Annotated in this window: 21 protein-coding genes and 3 tRNA genes; 13 read left to right on the top strand and 11 right to left on the bottom strand. The window is 37.8% G+C overall.

Features of this window, described 5'->3' with window-relative positions; translation table 11 throughout:
• Window positions 1–65: 65 nt before the first annotated feature.
• Genes HX062_RS01660 through HX062_RS01675 form a run of 4 tightly spaced genes read right to left on the bottom strand, consistent with a single transcriptional unit; the run spans window position 66 to window position 2,512 of the window.
• Window positions 66–638: a pentapeptide repeat-containing protein gene (locus HX062_RS01660; protein ID WP_182625473.1), complete on the bottom strand. Its 573-nt coding sequence runs from the start codon at window positions 636–638 to the stop codon at window positions 66–68.
• Between the two features lie 51 nt (window positions 639–689).
• Entirely contained in the window at window positions 690–1,832 is a 1,143-nt protein-coding gene (locus HX062_RS01665) for a glutathionylspermidine synthase family protein (protein ID WP_182625474.1), read from the bottom strand.
• Window positions 1,833–1,841: 9 nt separating this feature from the next.
• A complete protein-coding gene (locus HX062_RS01670; protein WP_286466125.1) occupies window positions 1,842–2,213 on the bottom strand; it encodes a hypothetical protein in 372 nt (123 codons plus the stop codon).
• Window positions 2,214–2,215: 2 nt separating this feature from the next.
• Window positions 2,216–2,512: a hypothetical protein gene (locus HX062_RS01675; RefSeq protein ID WP_182625476.1), complete on the bottom strand. Its 297-nt coding sequence runs from the start codon at window positions 2,510–2,512 to the stop codon at window positions 2,216–2,218.
• 153 nt (window positions 2,513–2,665) lie between these two features.
• Here HX062_RS01675 and HX062_RS01680 point away from each other — a divergent pair, with 153 nt between their 5' ends.
• Window positions 2,666–3,541, top strand: coding sequence for a helix-turn-helix domain-containing protein (locus HX062_RS01680; protein WP_182625477.1), 876 nt, complete (start codon window positions 2,666–2,668; stop codon window positions 3,539–3,541).
• Between the two features lie 61 nt (window positions 3,542–3,602).
• On the opposite strand, the gene HX062_RS01685 is transcribed toward HX062_RS01680, so the two are convergent.
• The 3 genes from HX062_RS01685 to HX062_RS01695 all read right to left on the bottom strand — a co-directional run bounded on the left by HX062_RS01685 (window position 3,603) and on the right by HX062_RS01695 (window position 5,070).
• Window positions 3,603–3,673, bottom strand: a tRNA-Trp gene (locus tag HX062_RS01685).
• 44 nt (window positions 3,674–3,717) lie between these two features.
• Window positions 3,718–4,086: a DUF983 domain-containing protein gene (locus HX062_RS01690; RefSeq protein ID WP_182625478.1), complete on the bottom strand. Its 369-nt coding sequence runs from the start codon at window positions 4,084–4,086 to the stop codon at window positions 3,718–3,720.
• A 249-nt stretch (window positions 4,087–4,335) separates the two neighbouring features.
• Window positions 4,336–5,070, bottom strand: a complete 735-nt coding sequence (locus tag HX062_RS01695) for a hypothetical protein (RefSeq protein ID WP_286466127.1) — start codon at window positions 5,068–5,070, stop codon at window positions 4,336–4,338.
• A gap of 635 nt (window positions 5,071–5,705) precedes the next feature.
• Between HX062_RS01695 and HX062_RS01700 the strand changes: the two genes are divergently transcribed.
• The 3 genes from HX062_RS01700 to HX062_RS01710 all read left to right on the top strand — a co-directional run bounded on the left by HX062_RS01700 (window position 5,706) and on the right by HX062_RS01710 (window position 7,891).
• Complete coding sequence (locus HX062_RS01700) at window positions 5,706–6,005, top strand: hypothetical protein (RefSeq protein ID WP_286466128.1); 300 nt, start codon at window positions 5,706–5,708, stop codon at window positions 6,003–6,005.
• 150 nt (window positions 6,006–6,155) lie between these two features.
• Window positions 6,156–6,929, top strand: a complete 774-nt coding sequence (locus HX062_RS01705; RefSeq protein WP_286466130.1) for a hypothetical protein — start codon at window positions 6,156–6,158, stop codon at window positions 6,927–6,929.
• 401 nt (window positions 6,930–7,330) lie between these two features.
• A complete protein-coding gene (locus HX062_RS01710) occupies window positions 7,331–7,891 on the top strand; it encodes a zinc ribbon domain-containing protein (protein ID WP_286466131.1) in 561 nt (186 codons plus the stop codon).
• Window positions 7,892–8,474: 583 nt separating this feature from the next.
• Here HX062_RS01710 and HX062_RS01715 read toward each other — a convergent pair.
• A tRNA-Ile gene (locus HX062_RS01715) sits at window positions 8,475–8,548 on the bottom strand.
• A 27-nt stretch (window positions 8,549–8,575) separates the two neighbouring features.
• Window positions 8,576–8,649: transfer RNA gene (locus HX062_RS01720), tRNA-Ile, on the bottom strand.
• A 331-nt stretch (window positions 8,650–8,980) separates the two neighbouring features.
• Between HX062_RS01720 and rbfA the strand changes: the two genes are divergently transcribed.
• The 8 genes from rbfA (at window position 8,981) to HX062_RS01760 (ending at window position 18,456) form a co-directional block, all read left to right on the top strand.
• The gene (gene rbfA, locus HX062_RS01725) at window positions 8,981–9,373 is read left to right on the top strand and encodes a 30S ribosome-binding factor RbfA (protein ID WP_182625483.1); all 393 of its coding nucleotides are present in this window, start codon (window positions 8,981–8,983) and stop codon (window positions 9,371–9,373) included.
• Between the two features lie 4 nt (window positions 9,374–9,377).
• Window positions 9,378–10,583 carry an ABC transporter permease gene (locus HX062_RS01730; RefSeq protein WP_286466132.1) on the top strand — a complete coding sequence of 402 codons (1,206 nt, stop codon included), beginning with the start codon at window positions 9,378–9,380 and terminating at the stop codon, window positions 10,581–10,583.
• A 207-nt stretch (window positions 10,584–10,790) separates the two neighbouring features.
• A complete protein-coding gene (locus tag HX062_RS01735) occupies window positions 10,791–13,322 on the top strand; it encodes an SEL1-like repeat protein (protein WP_286466133.1) in 2,532 nt (843 codons plus the stop codon).
• Window positions 13,322–15,100, top strand: a complete 1,779-nt coding sequence (locus tag HX062_RS01740; protein ID WP_286466134.1) for an HSP90 family protein — start codon at window positions 13,322–13,324, stop codon at window positions 15,098–15,100. Before HX062_RS01735 ends, HX062_RS01740 begins: the two co-directional genes overlap by 1 nt.
• A gap of 1 nt (window position 15,101) precedes the next feature.
• Window positions 15,102–16,187, top strand: a complete 1,086-nt coding sequence (locus HX062_RS01745) for a hypothetical protein (RefSeq protein ID WP_286466135.1) — start codon at window positions 15,102–15,104, stop codon at window positions 16,185–16,187.
• Window positions 16,184–17,242: a hypothetical protein gene (locus HX062_RS01750; protein WP_286466137.1), complete on the top strand. Its 1,059-nt coding sequence runs from the start codon at window positions 16,184–16,186 to the stop codon at window positions 17,240–17,242. The genes HX062_RS01745 and HX062_RS01750 overlap by 4 nt, the downstream gene beginning before the upstream one ends.
• 419 nt (window positions 17,243–17,661) lie before the next feature.
• Entirely contained in the window at window positions 17,662–18,009 is a 348-nt protein-coding gene (locus HX062_RS01755; protein ID WP_286466138.1) for a hypothetical protein, read from the top strand.
• A gap of 138 nt (window positions 18,010–18,147) precedes the next feature.
• Complete coding sequence (locus HX062_RS01760) at window positions 18,148–18,456, top strand: hypothetical protein (RefSeq protein ID WP_182625490.1); 309 nt, start codon at window positions 18,148–18,150, stop codon at window positions 18,454–18,456.
• Window positions 18,457–18,878: 422 nt separating this feature from the next.
• Here the strand turns inward: HX062_RS01760 and HX062_RS01765 are convergent, their stop codons facing one another.
• Both HX062_RS01765 and HX062_RS01770 read right to left on the bottom strand, forming a co-directional pair.
• Window positions 18,879–20,468 carry an ATP-binding cassette domain-containing protein gene (locus tag HX062_RS01765; protein ID WP_286466140.1) on the bottom strand — a complete coding sequence of 530 codons (1,590 nt, stop codon included), beginning with the start codon at window positions 20,466–20,468 and terminating at the stop codon, window positions 18,879–18,881.
• Between the two features lie 411 nt (window positions 20,469–20,879).
• Entirely contained in the window at window positions 20,880–21,980 is a 1,101-nt protein-coding gene (locus HX062_RS01770) for a hypothetical protein (protein ID WP_286466142.1), read from the bottom strand.
• Window positions 21,981–22,136: 156 nt separating this feature from the next.
• Here HX062_RS01770 and HX062_RS01775 point away from each other — a divergent pair, with 156 nt between their 5' ends.
• Entirely contained in the window at window positions 22,137–24,878 is a 2,742-nt protein-coding gene (locus HX062_RS01775) for a DEAD/DEAH box helicase family protein (protein WP_286466144.1), read from the top strand.
• Window positions 24,879–25,038 lie beyond the last annotated feature (160 nt).

Genomic DNA, 25,038 nt, shown 5'->3' on the forward strand with positions numbered 1-25,038 from the left:
TTTTGTTTTCAAACAAAAGGCGTGGATTTAACGAAAAAAAATAGAGAACCGAGGTTCTCTGTTTTTTATTTTAAAATCAATTGATGCTTTTTCAACAAGCCTTCCAAACTGTGTCTGGAAAAAATAGCATTTTTGAGTTTGGTCGAATCGGGATCAATGTCAAAATCATAACTGGTATAGAAGTCGGTCTTCTCTGCTTTGGCTTTGGTGAAATTCGCGCGATACAAATTACAGTTGTCGAACATCGCCTGTGTTAAATCAGCCTCCATAAAATCAGCACTGATCAGGCTGCAATTGATGAAAGAGGTTTTCTTTAAGTTTAGACCATAGAATAAAGTAAACTCCAAATTACAATCGGTAAAGGAGAACTCAAAAATGGTTTGGTCAATCATCGTAAAGTTAACATGGGTGAAATTACAGGTTTGAAAGTGGCAATTTCTCAATCCCACATAATTAATAGCGGCCTGTTTGAAATTGCAATTTTTGAAATCACAATCGATAAATATAGTCGAAAGAAAAGAACACGCACTAAAGTCGCATTCGATGAATGTACAGTTTTCGTATTCTCGAAATGAAATCGAATGAGGTTCAAAGACAATTTTTTCGAAGGCTTGGTCGTATATAAAATCGGGAGTCATAGGATACAATGGATTAAAAAAAGCCTAATAAATAGTCATTAGGCTTGTATGTTATTCAATAATATGAGGTACAAATCTACTTTTGTCCGTGGTAATGCGTTTATCGCTTTCTCTAAAAGTAATACCACAAGGTTCTTGTCCGATGAGCCAGCTGCCTATGATAAAATAGCCTTTACCTTGATTGGGGATATTGGCTAATGCCTGACAGATGTAGCCTTCATCTCCATAGTCACCTTTTGTTGCTTCGACAATTTGGTTGTCGATATAGAGGGTTACATTGGCGCCTTCACGGGATAACAACGGTTTTTTGACATAATTTTGCATGCCGTTTGCCTCGTCAAAATACGCTTCCAACAACAAAGGATGATTGGGGTACAACTTCCAAAGAATAGGTAAAATCGCCTTGTTGGACAAAATCATCTTCCACGAAGGTTCAATCCATTGAGCCTCTGCCATATCATTGGGAATGTGTAGGGCGAAGCGCTCATAAATTAACCACTCCCACGGGTATAGTTTAAAAATATCGGTGATTACTTCATCTTCGAGGTCAGTAAAGGTTTCTCCGTCCCAGCCAATGTCGTCAATGTAGATCAATTTGGTTTGAATTCCCGCTTGAATGGCACAATCGCGGAGGTATTCAATATTAGTTAGGTCCTCTAGTGTTTCGCGCATACAGGAAAAGTGGAGCGTATTGCCCTTCATATGTGCTTTGGCCTCTGTCCACGTTTCGATGAGGCGATCGTGTACGGAATTGAATTGATCTTTAGAAGAACCAAAATAGGTATTCATCCATTGCCATTGTACCACGCCTGTTTCATAGAGTGAGGTAGGGGTGTCAGCGTTGAATTCCAATACCTTTAACTGTTGGTGAACAGTGTCGTAAACAAAGTCAAAACGCCCGTAAATACTCAGCTCATCATTTTCCCATGAGCGCTCGATATGTTCGTGAAAAAACAGCGGAATTTGAAATTGATCGTATAATTTATTTGTAATAACATAGTCAACGGCCTCCAGGCACATTTGCCATAAATCTGCAGTAGCAGCATAGACTTCATCCGCAAAGTTTTCGGAAATACTATAGTAGTACTCTTCTATCCAGTAGGGGATGTTGTTCTCGTCAGTGTGATAGCCAAATCCATGCTGTTCCAATCGGTTTTGCCAGTTGGATTGTGGGGTTACATATTTTATTTGCATGTGTTACAATTAAGAAGAAACGGTACTGCTTTTTGCCGTATTGCCAAAACCACCGCGTGCGGTTTGTTTTTTGTACGCATCAGCTTTGGTTGCATTAGTTCCTACGTTGGATTGAGGGGATATTCCTGGACTAGTATAGCCCATTCCACCACCCATCATCGGACGGAAGGCCATATACCACAAGAGCGCATTTCCCATACCCATTCCTCCGCCACTATTGCGTTGTTGTTGGTATTGATCTGTAACCTCTGTATAGGGTGCACTACTGTCCGCTCGCATGAATACACGTTGTTGCTCTTCTTTGGTTTCTGTAGGTTTAGAACATGATGCTAAGGTGGCGGTGATTAAAACTAAGGAAACGGCTTTACTACTTTTTTTCATATTTATTCTACAGTTACGTAAATTGGAATTTTCTCAAGACTCGTCGGTTGACTCGCCCCCCAGTCGCTAATGTTCTTAGCCGTGGTTATTGTATCGACGCTCTCAAGTACAACTTGTCCGTTTGCCCAAATGGTTTGAGCCGTGATATGGTGAATGCTATCTCCAGCAGGAATCGTCTTTAAGGTAACTTCTCTCGCTGATTTTTTATCTAGTGATTCTAAGTTTTGTGACGGCTGTTGTTGAGAACATGCAGTCGTGATTAAGGCAATTACGCCCCCTGCTATTATTGCTTTTTTCATTGGAGCAATTCTTTTTTAGATTGAGTAACAAAGTTTGAAAATAAAATTTGCTTATGCAATTCTTATTTGCTAAAATGAAAGTTATTGTAAGATAGTTAATTATATTGGGCTTGGTAGAATTTCTTTTTACTTTTGTTTGAAAAGGGGAAGAACATGGACGAAATAGCAATCTTACAAATTAACGATATCACACATAATAATCTGCAAACGGATTTTTATGCCAATCGGCTATCCCAACATTTGATTGACAATCACAGTCATATTGAACGACCTCATAAGCACAACTTCTATGTAGGTGTGCTGTTTACAAAAGGGGAGGGCATTCACGAGATTGACTTCAACCGTTATGAGGTAAAACCTGGGACGGCCTTTATGTTGGCGCCAGGGCAAACACATAGCTGGGAGTTGTCAGACGATATTGAAGGATATATCTTCTTTCACACCCAGAACTTTTTAGACTTGTATATGTTGAAGGAATCGCTACGCGATTATCCTGTTTTCCGTTCGGCTTTTTATCCCAATCGGGTGTGTTTGACCGAGGCAGATACACAGATTTTGGCTTTTGTTCTCCATCGCATGGTGGAGGAAGTTCAACAAGAGCAGTGGAAACGCAACCAGCAATTGGTGAGCTTGACCTTGCTGTTCTATATTGAAACGAATCGCATTCTCCTTCAAGGGGAAACGTTTAAGACCATCCATAATAATTTATATGCCACGCATCTGCAGCTGTTCGAAGAATTGATTGAACAACACTTTGCAGAAGAAAAATCTGCTGCAGTGTATGCGGGCTGGATGAATATGACGCAAAAGCATTTGAATCGCGTCTGCAAGACAATGGTCAATCAAACAACGACAGATATCATTTTGGATCGCGTTGTCCTAGAAGCTAAGCGCATGATGATTTATACGGACTATCCGCTCAACGATATTGCCTCCATGTTAGGCTATGACGATTATTCGTATTTCTCTAAGTTATTTAAAAAACGCGTAGGCGAAACGCCAAAAGAATTTTTTAAACGTTATCAATAATTGGTTTGCAGTTGAAAGTAAAAAAAAAAGTCCTTACAAGTTGTAAGGACTTTTTTTTTCGCACGGGTGGAGGGATTCGAACCCCCATCAACGGTTTTGGAGACCGCTATTCTACCCTTGAACTACACCCGTTTTTGTTTCAAGTGGTGCAAAGATAATTAACTTTTTGAAAGAAACTATTCTTTTTTATAAAATATATTTAACCAAATTATGCGCGATAATCGGTAGTTAAATGTCCATGATAAAAATATTACAACTACAATAGCGATAAAGGTTTGAAGCAGAGTAATCTGCGTGTCAAATAACGCATTGATGATTAATCTCAATACCATTACTGCACACATCTGGGCAACAGTAAGTCCATAGCTTACATACATCCCTCCAAAGTAAAAACCAGTTTCCCTATGGAAATTATAATGACAATGTGAACATTCTTTCGTCATTTTTGGCATGCGCATGGTGATGGGATTTCCCTTATCATAGAATAAATCTTCTTTGCCACAGTTTGGGCATTTTCCACTGAGAACTCTTGATATGTATGACATAAGATAATTTTTATGCAAAGTAAAGTAAAAATACTGAATTGCAACGGTTTTAAAATGCTGTATTTTGGTGTAATTCGGACATTTTAAATGGTATTTTTACTTTTTGTTTTTGTTGGGTTTCTATTTATATCGCTGATTGTCTTTCTAAAAGCAAAAGGGAAAAGACATCCCTATCCAAACAGATGAGGGCTAAAAACACAAAAACAGCAGTAAGGGTTAGTTTACTGCTGTTTAGTATAAAGTAATTTTTTATTCCGTTTCGCTCTCTTCTGTATAGTTTTCTTCTGAATAGTTTTCTTGCTCTACTTCTACCTCATTTGAAGAAGCTTCCCTAATATTTAAGTATTTTAAAGGATTCGTCTCATTTTCTCCATTGTAGTAATCGTCAAATTCTTTCACCAAGTTTGCGATTTCTTCTAGCGACATTACGTCGTTTTCCTCTTTAGTTACATTGTAGTACTGCGCTAAGTTAAGGCGATCGGTATCGTATTTTTTGCGAAGCGCCGTTTTTTGGGCAGCGTATATTTTTCTGTCCATGCCGTACTTTCTGTAGATCTCTTTTTGTTCTGCTTTATAAACAGCATCTAACTCTTTTAGATCAGCCTTATAGCCATTGTCTTGTTTATTGGCTAAGTCGTATTCTACTTTTTTCTGTGCCCATAGATCCATTTGATCTTTGGTCAGTGTGCGTTGAATGAATAAAGCGTATGACTCTTTCACCTTTTTTGCCGTTTCATTTTTCTCAACGGGCAACATATCAGTTCTGTCGTTTAACGCTTGAAGATCTCTTTTGATGTATTCGTTTTTCACGACAAAAGAAGCTTCTTGTTTATGACTTAGACCCAATTCAGCTTTATGTTCCAGAATCGTTTCTAAGTCTTTGTATACAACAATGTCATTAGCTGTCATAATCACAGGTTTTCTCTGTGCGTAAGTCGCAGACATCGTCAACAAAAGGATGGATAATGAGATAATCTTTTTCATCTTTTTCTTTAATTTCTTTCAATTGCAAATTTAATATAAAATAATCTTTTTCCTCCTGAAGTATAGTTAAATAAAGTAAAGCACAAGGTGTTCTAATCTGTCCTTTTCTATACTACGGTAGTTGATTTATCAAAAGTTTTGGATAGGAATGCTACCCTGTCTTTTGTGCTCATTTTGGGGGAAATAGTATTGCCCACAAAATTAAACATATGTTTATTAAAATTAGTTAAATTTTTTTAAAATATGAATTATACTAACGTTTATGTCTTTTTTTTGTTTTCTCCTGCTTTTTGCCTTTGAAATCCTAAGTAATCTCCTTTAAAATAAACGTTAATTATACTCTTTTGGTATGTTCGCTTAGTTGATTTGTATAAATATTTCGTCGATTTCTATTGTATCCGACTTTTTTTGTTTTTTATTTGTTGCGTATTTTTGTTTTTTTTATGATAATTAATTACATATGTGATTATATGCAAGATCTGTGCCGAAGTTTAAATTTTGCTTTTTTTTGTGATAGATTGCGATTTGTTATCGGTTTGCTTTTGCTCTGTTGCTTGCCTTTTTCACTTCATGCACAAACCCAAGGCGATCAAATACAAGTGTTTACTACCGGTACAACTATTGATTCTGTTCGTATGGCAAACGCAAGCCAAGGGGAAGTGTTTCTTGAAGTTAAAAGTTATTTTGAAGAGTATAGCGCCCAAAAACCAGGGAGTATTATCGAGTTTTATTGGCTAGGTCAACAAAAAAATGGAGATATAAACGTGCGCTATGTCTTTACTAATGCAATCATCGACTTTCATATGGAAACAAGTATGTGCTATGCGAATAATGAGAAACAGACTTTAGAACTGAATGTAGGGCGTCGCAGGCCTTTGTTACTCCAACTTATGCTTGGTGTAAAGGAGGGTATACTCCATGTGGATCTGCTGTGAATGACGCCTTCAGTGGATAAGAGTGTTCTGTTACACGCCTTTTTAAGTTAATTTTTCGTATTCGTTAGCTTTATTTTTTGTAATGGCTAGTTTTTTTTCTACTTTGCGTATTCCTTCAAGGAAAATGAACAACAAAACCCTAGAAAATCAATGAAAAAGCCAGCGATTCTTACCTTACTATTGTTAACGATGAGTACTGCTGCATTTGCACAAATGGCACTCAATCGAATTGATTCAAATCCACAATGGAAGCAGTATGATCATTTTTTTGAACAAGATCCGGAAAGTGTGTATCCCAATGATCGCATTGAATACGAATTAAAAGATGGACGCATTAAGAGCTATCGCTTGTACTATAAAGATGAATTAGGAAAGTTATTCGATGTTTTCTACGATGATAAAGGACAAGTATCTCAAGAAGTTTTGATGTATGATGCCGACCGCGGCCAAGTGCGTGAGGTGGTATATCAAAGTACTTTTACCTATGATGACAAAGGGATGCTCGTGGATGATGGGGAACGTACTTTTACGAAATTTGTCAAAGGAAGACCTATGCTAGTTACTTCTCGCGAGTTTTCGGAAGAATATGAACGCGGATTTAGTACGGTAAGAGCCTATAACGAAAATGGTTCTATTCGCCTAGAAAAGACTACTTTTTTTGAAGATGGAGAGAAAAAAATTCGCACGACTACCTATAAGTATGATTCGTGTAATAACGTTGTTGAGGTAAGCAGCAGAACGATTGTAGCGCCTGTTTATTCAAAACAAAGAAAGCGCAAAAAAGACCGAACTCCGCCTAGACGTCCTGTGATTGAAAAGGAAGTATTTGCATATGAATATGACAATGGTTGTATTTGGACAAAAAAATACAAAGTAGAAAAAGAAGAAAAAACCCTCTTACGCGAAAGAGAACTTGTAAAATAGCACAAAAACCAATCAAACTATATTATGTTAAGCCCAATGGATGTTTTATTCGTTGGGCTTTTTTTATATAGGTTGGTTGCCAATTTATTTACAGCGTGACTGGCCGTGATTTAACTATAAGTCAATCTATTCAGTTGTTTTTGTTTTATTTAGATACCACTTTAGACCGTATTTTAATGTAGGGACTAGGAGTATGAGTCAAAGAAGACACAGGTCGAAGTGCACTTCAGGTGTGAAGGAGTAGAGGCAAAAAGAGGAATAAAAGCGGAGGTTTTGAAAATGGGATTTGGGAATTTGTTAACTTTGCCAATCAAAGAAAGAGAGTAGAAAACGAAAACGGATAGAAGCGCCTATACTTCTTTACTTTACAGCGATAAAACCAACTAAAACAAATACAAAAGATGAAAATTATTTGTCAAAATTGCGATACAGAAAATGTGAATACATCAAAGTATTGTTCGAATTGTGGATACCAACTGCCAAAGATTGAGATCGAAACAGCAACAGCAACACCTGTACAAACGGAAAAAGAGAAACCAAAGAAAAAAATGCCCCTTGCGTCATTGCTGGGTATTATTTTTGGCGTTTTACTCATTGTTGGTGTAAGCCAATATTTTTTGAGACCGACACTTGATATTGATGAAACCTTAGCTGTAGTGGCTTCGGAGATAAACAAAAACTGTCCGATGTATATCGATCAAGATTTGAGAATGGACAATACGATGGCGATGCCAAATAAAACCTTGCAATACAATTATACGATTGTCAATTATGCAAAAGAAGAACTCAATATGGAGGTCGTGGAATCAACGCTTTTTACGGGTATTTTGGAGAATATTCAAACGAATCCCGACCTGAAAGAAATGAGAGATGCCAAGGTGACATTTAATTACTATTACAAGGATAAAAACGGAGTTTATGTAACGAAATACGTTGTTACTCCAGATATGTATGCAAAATAATGTAAGTCTATGGCAACAAAGCAGATTAATGGAATATTTTTCTGTGGAATTGAAAGGATAGTAGAGTAACTTACTGCAGGAGATTGAATTGAGGGTATGAGGGCATATTCTTTGAGCACGACATCGAAAAAAATACAGCACAATATAGCGAGGAGATAGAAAAAACACACCTGAAAACAGGTGTTTTATTAGAACAATTGAAGAAGCAAAAGATAAAAAAATCCTGGATTAATACTCTTGTTTTGGGCATTAGTATGATTCTTAATCTAGTTCTCGCTGTACTGCGTATGGGAGGATTGATTGTTCTAGTCATGTTCATGCATTTGCTACATGTGTTACGCAAGAAAAGGTAGAGGACAGTTCGGGTAAAAAAGAGTAGATGAAAAGAATAGGCTTACTATGTGAAATCAGAATAAACGCATACCCCAGTTTTTATCGCTAGTAATATAACTCAATGTATTTCAAAAAAACTACATGCTTAAACCTAATCTCTCCTTGTCTTAAAGAATTTTGTTTATTTACTCCTCTTGTCAACCCTAAAAAAATAAACCCCTCACTACCAAGGTAATGAGGGGTTCTTTTGTGGTCCCACCTGGGCTCGAACCAGGGACTTGCTGATTATGAGTCAGCTACTCTAACCAGCTGAGTTATAGGACCGGTCGATTTGACTGTAAATTTTGATTGTGGTCCCACCTGGGCTCGAACCAGGGACTTGCTGATTATGAGTCAGCTACTCTAACCAGCTGAGTTATAGGACCAGTCAAATTGACGTTTAGCGGTTGCAATATTACTGCGTATTATTGGTTTTTGCAAGAAATAAATACAAAATATTAGTGATTTCCTCTTTACATTTCTAATGGGAAATACTGGGCTTTGTTCAATTTATTTATTGGTCAGTCTTTTTTGAAAAGCCGCTATTTGTTCCACAGCATTTGTAGGTTTCCATGTCCCGACGGTGATACCTTACACTAGATAGAAGTTCACTTTTAAGATTAGCTTGTGTATCATCTTGAAGATTAGGAAAGAACAGAAGCGCATTCTTGTGAAAATATAAAAAAAATCCTATCCAAAAAATTGTATTTTTGCAACATGGAGACAAATAGACAAAAGAAGATGGGAGCACTTCTGCAAGGTGACCTAGTAGATATATTACAAGGAGAAGTGCGCAAGAACGGAATAAGCAATTTGATTATTTCAGTTTCTAAAGTACACATTACCTCAGATTTATCAATTGCAAAAGTGTTTTTGAGCATTTTCCCTGCTGAGCGCGGTGGAGAGTTGTTGAAGGCTATTCAATCGAATGCGCCACTAATCAAACACGACCTTGCACAACGAGTGAAAAATCAAATGAGAAAAGTACCTGATTTGCTGTTTTATGTAGACGATAGCTTAGAGTATATCGATCAAATTGACAAAGCATTAAAAGGAGACGAAAACCCAATTGCCAATCCAGATTTATTGGCAAAGAGAAAGAAAAAGTAAAACGTTGAAGATATCATTTTACATAGCCAAACGCTACGCTTTTAGCAAAAGCAAGAGCAAAGCAATTAACGTCATTACTGCAATAGCTTCTGTAGGTATTGTGGTGAGTGCTATGGCGATGTTAATTGTGCTAGCTGTGTTTAGTGGTCTTCGTTCGTTTAGTTTGTCGTTCACCAATGAGTTAGATCCGGAGCTAAAAGCGTTTAGTAAACAGGGAAAAAACTTCGTTGTGGACCAGGCTCAATACGAAAAATTGAGTCAATCCCCTTTATTTTCGGGGGTTGCTCGTGTAGTAGAGGATCGGTTGCTTTTTACCTATGATGAAAAGCAAACCGTTGCTATACTCAAAGGCGTCGATGCTGATTTTCCAAAAGTCAGCCAATTTCCTGAAAAAATAGAGTTGGGCAACTGGATTGAAGCAGACACGGATGAAGTTGTTGTAGGCTTAGGCATGGCGTATTTATTGTCCATGGGGTTATTCGATGTAGAACATAACCTACAAGCGCTATCGATCAAACCGGGTTCTGGTGTAGTCAGTAATCCAGAAGATGCCTTTTTAAACACCTATTTGCATCCTGTTGGAATCTATTCCCTTCGCAATGAAGAACTGGATAGCAAATACGTATTTTGCGATATTAAATTAGCACAACACTTACTCAGCCTTTCTGAAAATGAATACACCAATTTGGAATTTGCCCTCAATAAAGGGGTGAGTGAAAAAGAAGCGATTACCTTTATTCAAGAGGTCATGGGAGATAGCGTGGTGTTAAAAAACCGCATTCAGCTAAACGATAGTTTGTATCGCATGTTGAACACGGAAAATGCAGTGGTGTATTTTATCTTTTTATTGGTGGTGATCATTGCCTTGTTCAACCTAGTTGGGGCCTTACTCATGATCATCCTAGAAAAGAAAACAAACATCAAAACCTTAAATGATTTAGGCGTTTCCCTAAAGCAACTCAAACGCATCTTCTTGTTGCAAGGCCTTATTATTAGTACTGTTGGTGGTCTATTAGGTATTCTACTCGGCATTATTTGCGTGTTGATTCAAGAACATTTTGGATTGATCTTAATCCGCCCGGGATTCGCTTATCCCGTTGAGTTTAATATTAGCGATGTATTCGTCGTATTTTTCTCTATTTTTATTCTTGGATTTATTGCTTCTTACATTGCTTCCTCCCGTGTGAATAAAAAATATTTACACCACTAACCTTCTATACCCTTTTTGCTTTTTTTTCTTTCGAATGTATGCTTCTTACAGTCAGTAGGTTGTGTTTTATTTATTTTGTATCCCTAACATTGGGGAAATTAACTTTTCCGTTGCACACTTTTATAGAATTAACAAATTATGTCGTCTGCGTTTCATAAATTTGTTGTTGGCTGGATTGGGTCCAGTAATCAAGAAAAATTGTTTTATTTGAAAAAGAAAAAAATTATGGGCGAGTTTAATGTGAAATACTTAAGCTATATCAGTGAGTTTGCTAATGGGCAAGAAAGTTTAAGTGGAGCTGCACAAGCGTATTTAGCAACCAATGATTATTCAGATCCAGTTGACTGGTTTAAAGCGCATGCTTTGTGTATGCTAGCCTTGCAAACAGGAAAAGAAGGCGCAGTATTTCAGGAACTGTACGAGCAAATTAACGAAGAATCAAACCGCGAGCGCAGTAGTTTTTACCTGAATGACAAGGATTATGCGCTTTGGTTTGACGATGTGGTGTTGTTAAATCAGTTGTTTATCGATAAAGGATATGCAAAGGCGTACACCTTTATGCATGAGCTATACATGAATGCCCGTTACGGGTTTAAAGACGATGAGAAGGCAGCTGCCTATTTGAAACAAGGATTTGAAACGGGAGATCTTACTGCTAAAGCCTTTATGGGGTACAACGTATATTACGGAAATTTAGGTTTTGAACAAGATGCAGCAAAAGGATTGGAGCTCATTCATTCATCCTATGGACCGGGTAATCGCGTCGGTCCTTTATTTGCACTAAATATCGAGTTTCGCGCTTGCGAATCACCTGAAGAAGGAAAAGCCGTATTGGATAAATTCCACGATTTAATTCACCTGGAAAAACGTGGACTCTACGTTTTAGCCGATTATTATTTGCGCGAAGGGCAAGATGAAAAAGCAGTGGAAACCTTTTTAGAAGGTATTCAGCACAACAGCGGATATTGTAACTATATGATGGGCTTAATGATTTGCAACACGCGTTTTGCTCCGCTAGGATATGAGATTGAACAAGGATTTCCCTATTTACAAGTTGGATTTGAACACGGCATTGCATATGCTGGTTTTGTCCAAGGATACTATTATTTATACCCAGCAGATCAAAGTGAACCTCAGTTTGAAAAAGCGATACAATCGCTGGAAAAAGCGGCTTTATACGGTTCAAATGAAGCTTTGTTAGAACTGGCTATTTTGTATTTATACCACAACGACTACAAAAACATCGAACAAGGATTAGCGTATTTAGACCGTGCAATTGAAGCAAAATCGACACGTGCGATGAACGAAAAAGCAGTGGCTTTATTGGAACATCAAGAGATAGCACGCGATGTAGAGGGCGCTCAAGCACTCTTACGTCAAGCGATGGAATTAGGGGATGACTATGCTCCTTATCGCTTAGGATATGGCTATCAGTTTGGTGAATTTGGTTCAGAAGAAGAGTACAACAAATGCATTGAATACTACGAAATCGCTGCAGAACGCAACAGCGGATTGGGAATTGAATACGCAGGACGATACTATCGTTACCACGAAAACCCAGATTTGGACAAAGCTATTGCCTACTATGAAAAAGGCATTGAGCTTTATAATTCCAACTACTGTAAGGTAGAGTTAGCGATGATGTTAGAGCGCGGGTTTGGACTCGAAGAAAATCCAGCAAAAGCAGAACAATACTATTTAGAGGCAATTGAAAACAACTATCCCTATGCGGCAGTTCGCTTGGGGTATATGTATGAAGATGGTTTATTGGGCGAAGCGGATCTTGAAAAAGCAAGATCCTACTTTGAAATGGCTGCCCATGCAGATTTTGCTGAAGGTATCTATCAATTTGCTCGTTGCAACCGCTACGGAATTGGAGGTCCTGAAAATCGTGAATTAGCGTTTGAGCTCTTTGAAAAAGCCCTCGAATACGGCTATCAAGACGCGAATGTCGACTTAGCTTTAGCCTATGAAGAAGGAATGGGAGGAAGAGCTGAAAGTCCCGAAAAAGCTGTAGAATACATGACTGCAGGTGCTGAAATTGGATTCAGCTACGCACAATATAAATTAGGAACTTATTACCTCTATGCTTATGGCATAGAAAAAGATTTGGATCTAGCCAAATACTGGTTGGAAAAAGCCAATGAAAACGGATCTGCACTAGCTATGCTGACCCTAGGAGATTACTATTTATACGGATATGAAGAAGATCAACCATATGACTTAGCTTTCCCTTATTACGAAGCAGCAGAACAACGTGGCTATGTGTCAGAAGGATTGGGCATTTGCTACCAATTTGCCATTGGCGTTGAACGAGATGAGAAAAAAGCATTCCATTTCTATAAAATGGCCGTTGAACGCGGCTATGATGCAGCTTATTTCCGCATGGGAATGTGTTACTACTACGCAATCGGAACGGAAAAAGACTATGTAGAAGCGATGTATTATTTGAGAGAAGTAGCAGATCGTGGAAATATGGAAGCTGCCGCTTATGTAGGCGTTATGCTAGTGAAAGGGGAAGGCGTTGCACAAGAAGCCGTAGAAGGGGTAAGCTATTTAGAAAAAGCTGCGAATAACGGATATGAAATGGCACAATACGAATTAGGTAATTGTTATTTAAAAGGAGAAGGTGTAGAGCAAAATGATGAATTGGCGCTACATTGGTACCAACAAGCTGCAGAAAACGGAAATGAAGATGCACAGAAAATCGTTGGTGGCCCAAGAAAAAGAAGAAGATAATGGACAATAAAAAGAACTATCAGTTCCAAGTTAATATGAAGGGAATGATTGAACTGTTGAGCGAACATATTTATAGTTCGCCAACAGTATTCATTCGCGAATTATTGCAAAACGGCGTGGATGCCGTTACAGTTAGAAAAGGAATTGATGAACAGTTTCAAGGAAAAATAACTTTGTTTTTTGATGAAGATCAGTTGATCTTTCAAGACAATGGCGTTGGATTAACACTCGAAGACATGCACCAGTTCTTGTCGGTTATTGGACAGAGTTCAAAACGAGGAGAATTAGCAGAAAAAGATCTAATCGGTCGCTTTGGTATCGGTTTGCTGTCGTGTTTAGTGGTATCTGAAGAAATTATTGTGGAATCTCGCTCCTTGTATAAGGAAGAATCGGTGCGTTGGATCGGTAGAGCTGACGGTACCTATGACGTTGAAATGATCGACTTGCTTCCTGAGGTTGGAACACGCGTGATCCTACATGCAAAAAAGAATTGGAGATCCCTGTTTAAAAAAGAAGAAGTCAAACAAAATGTACTGTTTTACGGTAGTGCCCTACCAATTGAAATCAAATTGGTAGAAAATGGGGTGGTTGATGTGCTGTCTGATGGAAATCCGATTTGGTTAAATCCAAAGGCATCCAAAGAGGAACTATTGGCCTATGGGAAAGAAGTTTTTAAAACAAAATTCCTAGATGTATTCCCTATTTCATCAGAAGCAGGTGATATCAAAGGCGTAGCCTTTGTGATACCCAATAAAGTAAATACATCGACATCCAAAGAGCACAAAATCTTTTTGAAACGCATGTATTTATGCGATCAAGCTACCAATTTATTGCCTGAGTGGACGTCGTTTGTTCGTTGTATCATCAATTCAAATGGGTTACAACCTACGGCATCGCGCGAATCACTGATGAATAATGCCTTGTTAACGGAGGCAAAAAAAGAACTGACAACTTGTTTCAAAGATTACCTGAAACTCTTGTCTGTTTCGAATCTGGAAAAATTAGAACACCTCATTTCCATTCACCATTTGTTTATCAAATCACTAGCCGCTTCCGATAACGAAATTTTAAAATTATTTGAAGACTATTTGCCGTTTGAAACCAATCAAGGAATGTTGCTCTTCAGGGATATTCGTACGAATTATGGCACTATTTTCTATACGCCATCCTTAGATGATTTTAGACAAATTCGCCGTATTGCTGGATCTCAACAAAAACTGGTGATTAACGCGGCTTATAGCTATGAGGCTGATTTAATTCAAAATATAAAAGCCAGCAACCCTGTGTTAACTATTGAGTTGATCAAGCCTAATGACGTATTAGATAGCTTTGAAGCTGCATCGATTACTGATGACAGCCTAGATGTATTTATCGAAAAGGCAAACAAAATTCTAAAACAACAGTATTGTAAAGCAGAAGTCAAGCGCTTTGAACCCCAAGATACAACCGCGATCTATATTGCCAATGAAGAGGCATTGAACAGCAAGAGCATGCAAAACTTATCTCAGAGTTCAAACCCTTTTGCAGCGGCTTTAGGTCATTTTAAAAAACAAGAAGAAGTGCTGCCTACCTTGTGTTTTAATCAACAAAATGAGTTGGTAGCTAAACTGTTGATGATTAAAGATCCTGAACTTTTTGAGGCGTTAATTAACGTGTTATACGTACAAGCGTTGATGTTGGGAGGTTATACGATCAACAAACAAGAGATGGATATCTTTAACCATGCCCTTTATCAATTCGTGATCTTGGGGATGACTAATTTTTTACCTGAATTTTAAGATGCTCCACCGTTTAGAAATACAAAAAATACTGCTGCAAATCCAAGAGGAATACACTGATTCCAAACATTGTATTGCTCAATTGAAACAGGCCATTTACTTGGCAGATAAACACGCAGATTTGAGTTGGGGAATTGACTTACGCATGATGTTGATTCGCGAAGAACGCTGCTCTTCGGCTTGTATTGAAAGCCCATTGGCTTTTGCTTGGTTGTTGGAACAAGCGCGTTTGCATCCCGAACAACTATCAGAATCTGAGTTTTTGGAAGAATACGAATGGATGATCTGTTCGGCCTATGGGAATGTGAATATCCCTTTGGAACAAGTATATGCCATTGCCGCAGATTTGGAACAAAAGTTAGAACATTTCAAATTTTCTAAACGAAGCTACTATTATACCATGGCGGGTTTTGCTCAACATCTTGGTGATTATGAGCTCGGGGCCGCATATGTGGTCAAAGCAAGAGAAGAAGCTTTAGACGAAATTTGCGGGGAAGCCGTGGTGTATGACAATGAAATTGAAAGCGCTTCTCGTTTGGGGCAATTTGATCAAGCGGTTGATCTAATGCAACAAATGGAGTACAAAAAAATACGCGATTTCTCCTTGCCTTTTGAAACCTATGTTTCCATGGGATATTTTATGGTGCGCTATGGCGATGATCGCGCTGCTTTATATTTAGAAAAGGCCAAAGAAGAGTTTACTCAATTGTCCGAGGTAAACAGTTCCCTCCTCTATGGATTAACGCGTTTAATTTATGCTTTACACCTAATAGGAGATGAAAGTCTGTGGAGTTACTATGAAATTATTGCAGGCTGGGATATTGACGCCGAAGATGACTTAAAACTGATGTTGAGTCGACATATGATGTTCGTCTTAGACCGAAAAGAGAAAAAACAATTAACCCTATCGCCTTCCGTATCCTTCTATCAAGAAGAAGGGTGGTATGATTTACAAGCGCTGTCAAAAGCATATAAAGCAAGCGCGTATGAATGGGCTCAACGCTTCGATATCCGAAACGGAAATACCGCTGCTCAAGACGAAATCAAACGAATGGAAGACGAGAATAAAAGAAAAAAACAGCTATGAATTACAATTTAGAAATCCAAAAAATCCTTTTAAAAGTAGAGGGTTTAAAAAGTTTAGAAGATAAGATTGTCGCACTAAAAGAAGCGATTCAACTTGCGGATCAACACAATGATATCGATTGGGGGTTTGACCTGCGTTTGGACTTAATTCGCCAAGAGCGCAATACCTCGCGTTGTAGTGAGAGTTTTCCAGCTTTTGCATGGATTTTACATACAAGCGATGCCAATGAAGATTATTTCGACGAATCTGAATTCCTTTGGGAGTACAAATGGATGTTTTGCTCAGCATACCGCAGTGCTTTAATTCCGTTAGAGGAAATTGAAAAAATCGGTGAAGACCTGAAACGCCGATTGGAAAAAAATGGGTTCAGTAATCGTGCGTATAACAACGTGATGACTGGCTTAGCTTTTCATTTGCGCGATTATGATTTGGCAAAAAAATACATCGATGCAGCTAATAGTGAGTTGGTAGATGATATGACCAATTGTTCCGCTTGTGAATTAGATACAGAAGTAGAATTATTGTTGTTTCAAGGAAAATTGGACGAGGCTATTGTAAAAGCACAAGATCTAATCCACAAGAAGTTGACTTGTTATTCGATGCCGTTCCAGACGTTTTGTAGCTTAACCTATTATTCGTGGTTAGCAGGGGATACTGCTGGGGCAGAAAAATACTTCGATAAAGCAATTGAAGAGTACGAAGCACATGACCAATACGACAGCTCTGTTGGCTATTCCATGGGCTTGTTGATGTCGTATATGAATGCAATCAATCACCCAGAAACGTGGTCCATATTTGAACGTATCTCCGCTTGGGATATCGAAGCAGAAGACATTCACCGCTACAATTTTGCACGCTATATGTTGCCAATTATGAAGCAAGGTGGAACAAGACAATTGCAACTCTCTCCACAATTGCCGTATTATAAGGAAAGTGGTACCTATAACCTCGAGGAATTATACGTTTACTTTAAACAACAAGCACAAGAATTTGCTTCGCGTTTTGATGCGAGAAATAAGAATACTAATTATACAACGGAGATTGCTGCGTTGTAAAAATGAAGAAGTAGTTATTAAATAAGATAAAAAGGGGTTGTCTCATAATAGAATGAGACAGCCCTTTTATGTTGAAAATAATGTTCAAAAGGAAGTTATCAATCTTCTTAGAAGAGATAAATCAGCGGTGTATTCGTTATCTTGAGGAAATGAAGGATCGCATCTAATTTGGAAAAAGGTGAAGGAAAAATGCATTAGATAAAGAAGAGGGCTTATTCTCGAAAGAGGGATAAGTCCTTTTATCTTAAATAACTAATTCTAAAGCTAAATTTACATTATCTATTAAACAATTCTAAAATCCAAATCAGGAGCTTAGAACGCTTTTGAACAAGGTAATAGAATGGATGAAGACCAATAGTAAGCGGTTTGAAAGAAACTCAACAGAGATTCCTAATCTAACAAAATCTGACTTAGACTAGATGGCTACTCGTAGAGTAGGAAATTTAGGAGGTAATGTGTTAAAAGCCTCTCAAATTAGGAAATTGAGAGGTATTTTAAATAAAAAGGGGATTCAGTTAATTGTGGAAGGAGATTCAAAATCTATTACAAAATTATTTAAACCAATAGATAATTTTAAAATATATGATAATTTTATAAGATATATGTACTCGTTTAATCCACCTAAAGTTGGTGGTTTCCACGCACCTACAAAACAGTTTTTTTTGATAAAGAATTCGACAGAACTGATAGCATTTCATGAAATGTCGCATGTAAAACATTTTGAAGAAGTGGGAGAAGTAGCCTATAAATTTAAAAGATTTAGATAAAGAGATGTATGTATGGAAACAAATATTGAATAATAGAAGCAAATGGACTAAAGCAGAATTAAATGATGCATTAACATCTATAAACAGATTAAGAGTAAAAAAATATGATTTAGAGCCAATTAAAATTAAATAGATGATATGAAATATACTAATGAAGAGATACTTGTTAAAGCAATAAAAATATTAAAATCATTAAATCCAGATTTTTTCAAAGAAAGTGATATAGAGAGTATATCCTTTAGTAATAAAGATGTTGAAAAAAGCATCAGTGGGGAAAATATCGATACTTGGACTGTAATAATTAAAGAATCAATTTTTGACACATCAGAATTTTTAGTAATTTCTGATGAAACGGGCGAGCCATTATATTATCAGAATTTTAATATGATAATAAGTGAGATTGAAAAAAAATCTGAAGGAGACTATCAGATAAAGAACCTATATTAAATAGTTTGTAAGTAGCCTCAATATAGCCAAAGTAAGAACATTAAAAGAGGGTAAAACTCTAGTAAAATGGCTTGAAGAAGTAGCTGTTTTGCTGAGCAAAAGGGCGATGAATTGTATCAGGAGCTTAGAACGCTTTTGAACAAGGTAATAGAATAGATGAAGAAGAATAGTAAGATCTTTTTGAAGGAATTTTTTTCAATGTGAGAACTTCTTATTTATCCTTTTCTATTAGTACTACGTTTACACACGCGATGTCACCCTGACGGAAGAAGGAGCGCATCCAACGTTTCTTTTACCCTGTTTTTGACAAGCGTTGATAAACGGATGCGAGGCTTCCTACGTCAGCAGGACATGCGGTGTGGTAAGTCTGCTTTTCTATTTGTTCGTACTAGCATTTTCGTGCTACTTCCCCTCAAATAAAATTACATTTCAATGACGCGATTGGGTTGAATGGCTTGACTTAAATTCATATCATGCGAGACAAGTACAATCGTTCCTTGGTATGTTTTTAGTGCTTGATACAAACTTTCTAGCCCAAAAATATCTAGATTATTGCTAGGTTCATCTAGCAGTAGAACATCAATAGAAGATAGGGAAAGATTCAAACAACAAACGGTTAATCGCAAGCATTCCCCACCACTTAGTTGTACAATTGGTTTGGTCCAACTTTCTGGTCGAAAACCATATTGAAATAAGGTGTTTTTTAAACTAGCTTCATCCAGTAAGTTGTGGTTAAAAACTTGGGCTTGTTCCAGTATGGTCTTTTGGTGGTCGAGTAGGGCGTAAAATTGATCCAAGTAAACAAAATTGGCGGTCAATCGTTCAACCACGCCTGTAGTAGGTTGTAGATTTCCTGCTAATAGGTGCAATAATGTTGATTTCCCAGAGCCATTTGCCCCTTCAATTACTAGGCGTTCTCCACTTCGTATTTCTAGATTCAAGGGAGTAGACCAGATAAAATCTGCTGCCACTTCATATTGATAGTTGACTTCTTTTACCTGAAACAACACTTTATTGGGATGTAAGTTCGAAGAGTTGAAGTTCAAATGAAAAGGCTTGACCTGTTCTAATTGGTCTTTTAACTCCCAAAGCTCTCTTTGTAATTTTTGTTGTTTCTCTACTTGTACTTCCGTGCTTTTTGCACTGCTGTTCTCTGCCGCATTTTTGAGCGTATTGACAACAATTTTAGGTAATCCCCCTTTTTGTTCTGCTTTTTTATGTTGGCCTACTGCTTTCTGTTGCTTTTGAAGCAATTTCTGTTGTTCCGTTTTTACCTGACGCATATCCTTAGAAAGCGTATCAATTCGATGCTGAAGGGAAGATAATTCCTCTTGTTTTTGCATTTTATAAAAGTCGTAATTGCCTTTGTACACTTTTATCCCATGGGTTGTAATTTCAAAGGTGAGCGATTGTCGATTTAACAGTTCGATATCGTGACTTACCAGGAGTACAGTACCTTTGTATTGATCCAAAAAGTCAAATAAAAGCTGACGCGTAGCTTGGTCAATGTGATTCGTTGGCTCATCCAATAAAAGGATATCCGGTTGGTGAATGTGAATGCACGCAAAATACACGCGCATCTGTTGTCCTCCACTCAGTTGATGCATGGGAAGGGTTAAATCCTTTCCTTCTATCTGCCAGTATTGAAGTGCTTGCGCAATATTCTCCTCGATTTGCCAATCATCATCTAGATCGACATAATCCTGTTCCTCTACTGAACCCTGTAAAATGCGGTGCAAAGCCTGCAGTTTTTTAGCTGTTTGTAAGGCCTCTTCTATGGTTTGTCCAGTAAGTTGATTGGTGTTAATCTGAGGTAAATAGTAAGCAGTACCTCCAAGCTGAATTGCTGACAGTGGTGTCGTTGCAATCAGTTTCAACAGCGTACTTTTACCTGTTCCGTTTGCACCAATTAAATTGGCTTTCTCCCCTTTGTTTAGCACCAAATCAACGTGGTCAAATAAAGGTGTTTTATCCGAATGCTCGTAGGATAGATTTTTTATAACGATAGACATAATAATCAAATGTAATTGAATGAGTAATATACTATTGTGGCCCGTATACCACTACTCACGGTATTGGATGTGAAATCACATAATAAATAAGTATTGCGGATCTATGGAAGATAGATGCCATTAGAAAATGTTTGCTCCTACAAGTTGGAAACAACTCGTATTACTAAACGAAATACTTATTTATATATCCATTCGATTATTTATTCGTTAATACTAGGGCAAAGATAAAAAAATAAGACAAAAGGAAAAAAAGTTTTGATAATTAGTAGGTTAGAAAAAACTAATCCGAACGAAGTGCAGATGCATTAAATAACCTAAACGCCTTGATATGCAGGGAAACACAGGAGCTTGACTCTTGCATTTCTGCATAAAAAAAGAGGATGTCCAGTAGACGATCCTCTTCATTATTAGTTAGAAAAGACTAATTTGTCCTTGCTGTGTATTGTCTTTTATTGCTTTCTTTTTTTCTTTTTTTCCTTCTTTTTCCACCTTCTCTTCTTGAGGTTGAATAGGAGGTAGATCACCCTCAAAAAGATTGAGTGTTTCTTCTTCCTCCTCTTGAGGTTCTATCGTCGAACAAGTAGAACTATCCTCGGGTTCAATGCAAATGGAAGTTTTTGTAACAATACCGTCGAAAATAGGAGTAGTAGGTTGCTGTGCCCAAGAAGGAAGTAAGGATTCTTCTTGCTTAGGAGTTGTAGGTTCGACTTCTTTCTCTAAAGGTTCTGCTACTTCTGTAGGTTCTGCTGCATTTACTTGTACCACTTCTTCTGTTGTGTCCTGCACTCTATCTTCTGCAATATCATCATGTATTTCTTCGGCAACGATCGCTTGTTGAGGTGGTGATGGATCTAATGTGGTTTCATCCGCTATTACTTCAATAGCTAGGCTGTGGTCCTCTTCCACCGATAGGTGAGTCGGATCTGCTTCTTCTAAAATATCAAAAATGGAATAGTTCTTCACCATAATCTCGTTGATGTCCAATGCAGGATCCAAGGTTGGATTATTTTCATCTTCTAATGCATCATCGAGACGGGGATCTAGGCTCTCCGTTTCTAAAATAGTAGCTTCTTCAATGATGATTTCATTGACCCCTAAACTAGGAAATGCCGCTAAAACTGGTGGATTAATTTCCGTCGTATCATTCGCTTGGTTTTCGGTAGTAAAACTCTCTACTTTATTTTCTAGGTCTACCAAAAGGCGTTTGATTTTTTTGATATGCGGATGATCTGCGAATTTCTCTTTTTCGTATACAAGCTCCAAAAGCTTATACATCGTATAGGCTTCATGGTACTTCAAAACGATCGCATGCTTTTTATTGTGATCTAAAATTGAAACTTGCTTCTGAATATTCTTGGCTTTGTCTTCCAGTTTTGCAATCAGATCTTCTTTTATACTAACCAATAAAGCATCCTTTATTGAACGTACAATATAGTCATCTGTTTTTTCAACCATCTGAATAACAGTAAGAAGGACATCATTACTTAATTTGAATTGAATTTTTGTCGTCATTGTAATTATGGGAAAGCCAGTTTAGTCGTATCAAATATTGATAGTTCTACAAAATAATGAAAAAAATATGACTTTACACTGTGTTCGTAAAAACATTTAAAAGGCTTTGTTTCCTAAAAAACCTTGCTTAATTTTAAGGAAGAAATAACGAACATATTGAGACATTTTCCAACTGCTATTGCGTTCAAATATCCGTGGCGCGACTATCAACAAAAAGTACTAGATCAGCTAGACAGTCATTTGAATGACGATAAATTACACCTGGTTGCACCACCAGGATCGGGTAAGACTGTTTTGGGGTTAGAAGTAATTCTTCGCCTGAATAAACCAACCTTGGTCTTAGCACCTACGTTGGCGGTAAAAAATCAGTGGATTGATCGTTTTTGTACGTTATTCTTACAAGTTGAGGAAGTTCCAGATTGGATTTCTACCCATCTGGATCAACCAAAGTTTTTGACGGTTTCTACTTATCAGGGATTACACGCTGCTTTTAACTATTTGCGCGAGGACGAAGAAGGCGATGAAGAAGTAATGCTCGAAGAACACACAGTGTATACCAATGCACATGCAGAAGAAGTTATTGCCAAATTGCAGAAAGCTGGTATTCAAACTCTGCTCGTTGATGAGGTGCATCACTTGCGTAAAGAGTGGTGGAAGGCATTGGATTTGTTAGACAAAAAACTTAATCCAACTGTTGTGGGACTGACAGCAACCCCTCCCTATGGAGCTACAAATTTCGAATGGCAACGCTATATGGAGTTAGCAGGACCCGTAGATGAGGAAATTGCGATACCTACTTTACTAGAGGTCGGCGACTTATGCCCACATCAAGACCTAATCTATTACAGTCTGCCTCTTGAAGCTGAACGAGAGAAAATACTTGCCCATAAAGCAAATGTATTCAATTGCTATACGACCTATAAGAATAATGAAGTTTTAGTACAAACCCTAAAACAACTCCCTTTTTTACAGCGTCCCCTTGAATATTTAGATTGGATTTACGAAAACTTAACGACCTATGTAGCTTGTTTGGTTTTCATCAAAGAGCAGGATCAATCCCTTGATAAAATACACTTAAAAGTGTTGGGATTAACCCAAGATGAACTGCCCCCTTTGGATTTGGTATGGTTTGAAAAAATGCTTCACTTTTATTGTTTTTCTGGGCTTGATTTTTTTGTAGAAGTTGATGGATACGAGGCTTTTAGAGCAGAATTGCTCCAGGAGTTAAAAAAGAGTGGATTAATCGCTTATCGACAAGTACAACTAGTAGAAGACCATAAGGGAGATGATGCGCTACTCTCTAGTTTGAGTAAGCTCGAGAGCATTGCTCAAATTGTCGATTTTGAATTTGGAGTGCTTGGCGGATCTTTGCGAAAGGCTATCTTGACGGATTATATTCAAAAAGAATACTACAGCACCACACTAGCACCACCTACAATTTTGACGAAATTAGGAGTCTTATCCATTTTTGAAATCCTGAGACGTAAGAAACTTAAGACTTGTTCACTTGCTGTTCTAACGGGCTCTGTCATATTGATTCCTCTTGCTTGTTTGGAGGCTTTGCAGCAAAAAGGCGGTTCATTCGCCTATACTCCTTTAGCTTATGATGAATGCTATGTAGCATTGCATCCTACCTTGGCGCAAAAAGCACAGGTGATACATTGGGTGACTCAGCTTGTAGAGGAGGGGAGAATTCATGTTTTAATTGGCACTAAAGCATTACTCGGCGAAGGATGGGATGCGCCAGCGATCAATTCTTTAGTCATGGCAAGTTCAATCGGAGCGTATATTACTTCTAACCAAGTACGGGGACGAGCCTTTCGCATTAATCCAAAAGACCCCAATAAAACGGCCAATATCTGGCATTTAGCCTGTATTGATGAGTATGCCGATAAAGGAGGAAAAGATTGGGACATCATCCACAAAAGATTCCAAACTTTTGTCGGAATCTCTGCTAGCCATGATAAAGAAAAGGTATATATATCTAATGGAGTAGGGCGATTACAAGAGATAAATTTCAAACAGAAATTCAATCAAACTGATGTAGAAACCCAAAATAAACGTACACTTCTATTCGCTCAACAACGAAGTGAAATCAAAGAAAAGTGGTTAAGCGCGATTGAGAAAGGAAGCCATTTAGCTGAGGGAGTACGTGTGTTGTATTCCTCCCCTAAAGAAAGAAGAGAACTCAAAAAAGCCAAACAATTTTATACCAATAAAACCGTGGTATCTGTATTGTTTAGCCTTGTTTGTTCCGCTATTTTATTTTTTGTATATCAGCTCATCGGCTTGGGTCAAGGCGTCTTATTACACGGTTTGAGCTTGTGGTCTTTAGGCTATTGGCTTTTTCAAACATTTATATTGGGCTTGGGCATGCGTTTCGGATGGAAGGGATGGAAGTACTATAAGATGTATCGCAAGTTTGGGGATATCCGTCAAGACGTGCACCAAATTGGCGAAGCACTGTGCAACACCTTATGTCATTTTGACTTGTTATCTACCCCTCGAGCCTCCATACAGATCGTGAGTAACTTGGAATTTGGCGGAGGTGTTTTTTGTTCTTTAGCTGGAGCTACCCTACGCGAGAGCCATATCTTTGCCTCTTGCATGAAAGAAATACTTTCGCCAATTGAAAATCCGCGCTACGTCATAGAACGTAAAACGCTATTGCCAATTCAAGATAGCGAGTCAGATTATCATGCAGTGCCTGAGTGTATCGGAGTGAATAGGGCTCGCGTTAATCACTTCGCACAGCAATGGTCACGTCGAGTAGGGAAAAATAGAATTGTTTATACCCGAACACCTGAAGGAAGAAAAGAATTACTACACGCACGTACCTTCGCCTTGGTCAATCAACTACATGAACCCAACGTGAAACAAGAACACCAGTGGCTCTAATACAAACGTCCCTTGTATGTACATACAAGGGACGTTAACTAACTAATCAATTAAAATGGGTCATCACGCCACTTTATATAAAAGTGTTTAGACTTATAAGTTTCGGTGAAGAAGAGTATAAGTCAAACAGACTTTCCTGAACATATACTTTTTATTAAAG

The sequence above is a fragment of the Myroides sp. DF42-4-2 genome (assembly GCF_030326445.1).
In the GTDB taxonomy this organism is placed as follows: Bacteria; Bacteroidota; Bacteroidia; order Flavobacteriales; family Flavobacteriaceae; genus Flavobacterium.

Excerpts from the sequence above, each read along its gene's own strand:
- HX062_RS01660 (WP_182625473.1), bottom strand. The coding sequence starts at position 638 with ATGACTCCCGATTTTATATACGACCAAGCCTTCGAAAAAATTGTCTTT.
- HX062_RS01665 (WP_182625474.1), bottom strand. The coding sequence starts at position 1,832 with ATGCAAATAAAATATGTAACCCCACAATCCAACTGGCAAAACCGATTG.
- HX062_RS01670 (WP_286466125.1), bottom strand. The coding sequence starts at position 2,213 with ATGAAAAAAAGTAGTAAAGCCGTTTCCTTAGTTTTAATCACCGCCACC.
- HX062_RS01675 (WP_182625476.1), bottom strand. The coding sequence starts at position 2,512 with ATGAAAAAAGCAATAATAGCAGGGGGCGTAATTGCCTTAATCACGACT.
- HX062_RS01680 (WP_182625477.1), top strand. The coding sequence starts at position 2,666 with ATGGACGAAATAGCAATCTTACAAATTAACGATATCACACATAATAAT.
- HX062_RS01690 (WP_182625478.1), bottom strand. The coding sequence starts at position 4,086 with ATGTCATACATATCAAGAGTTCTCAGTGGAAAATGCCCAAACTGTGGC.
- HX062_RS01695 (WP_286466127.1), bottom strand. The coding sequence starts at position 5,070 with ATGAAAAAGATTATCTCATTATCCATCCTTTTGTTGACGATGTCTGCG.
- HX062_RS01700 (WP_286466128.1), top strand. The coding sequence starts at position 5,706 with ATGGCAAACGCAAGCCAAGGGGAAGTGTTTCTTGAAGTTAAAAGTTAT.
- HX062_RS01705 (WP_286466130.1), top strand. The coding sequence starts at position 6,156 with ATGAAAAAGCCAGCGATTCTTACCTTACTATTGTTAACGATGAGTACT.
- HX062_RS01710 (WP_286466131.1), top strand. The coding sequence starts at position 7,331 with ATGAAAATTATTTGTCAAAATTGCGATACAGAAAATGTGAATACATCA.
- rbfA (WP_182625483.1), top strand. The coding sequence starts at position 8,981 with ATGGAGACAAATAGACAAAAGAAGATGGGAGCACTTCTGCAAGGTGAC.
- HX062_RS01740 (WP_286466134.1), top strand. The coding sequence starts at position 13,322 with ATGGACAATAAAAAGAACTATCAGTTCCAAGTTAATATGAAGGGAATG.
- HX062_RS01745 (WP_286466135.1), top strand. The coding sequence starts at position 15,102 with ATGCTCCACCGTTTAGAAATACAAAAAATACTGCTGCAAATCCAAGAG.
- HX062_RS01750 (WP_286466137.1), top strand. The coding sequence starts at position 16,184 with ATGAATTACAATTTAGAAATCCAAAAAATCCTTTTAAAAGTAGAGGGT.
- HX062_RS01755 (WP_286466138.1), top strand. The coding sequence starts at position 17,662 with ATGGCTACTCGTAGAGTAGGAAATTTAGGAGGTAATGTGTTAAAAGCC.
- HX062_RS01760 (WP_182625490.1), top strand. The coding sequence starts at position 18,148 with ATGAAATATACTAATGAAGAGATACTTGTTAAAGCAATAAAAATATTA.
- HX062_RS01765 (WP_286466140.1), bottom strand. The coding sequence starts at position 20,468 with ATGTCTATCGTTATAAAAAATCTATCCTACGAGCATTCGGATAAAACA.
- HX062_RS01770 (WP_286466142.1), bottom strand. The coding sequence starts at position 21,980 with ATGACGACAAAAATTCAATTCAAATTAAGTAATGATGTCCTTCTTACT.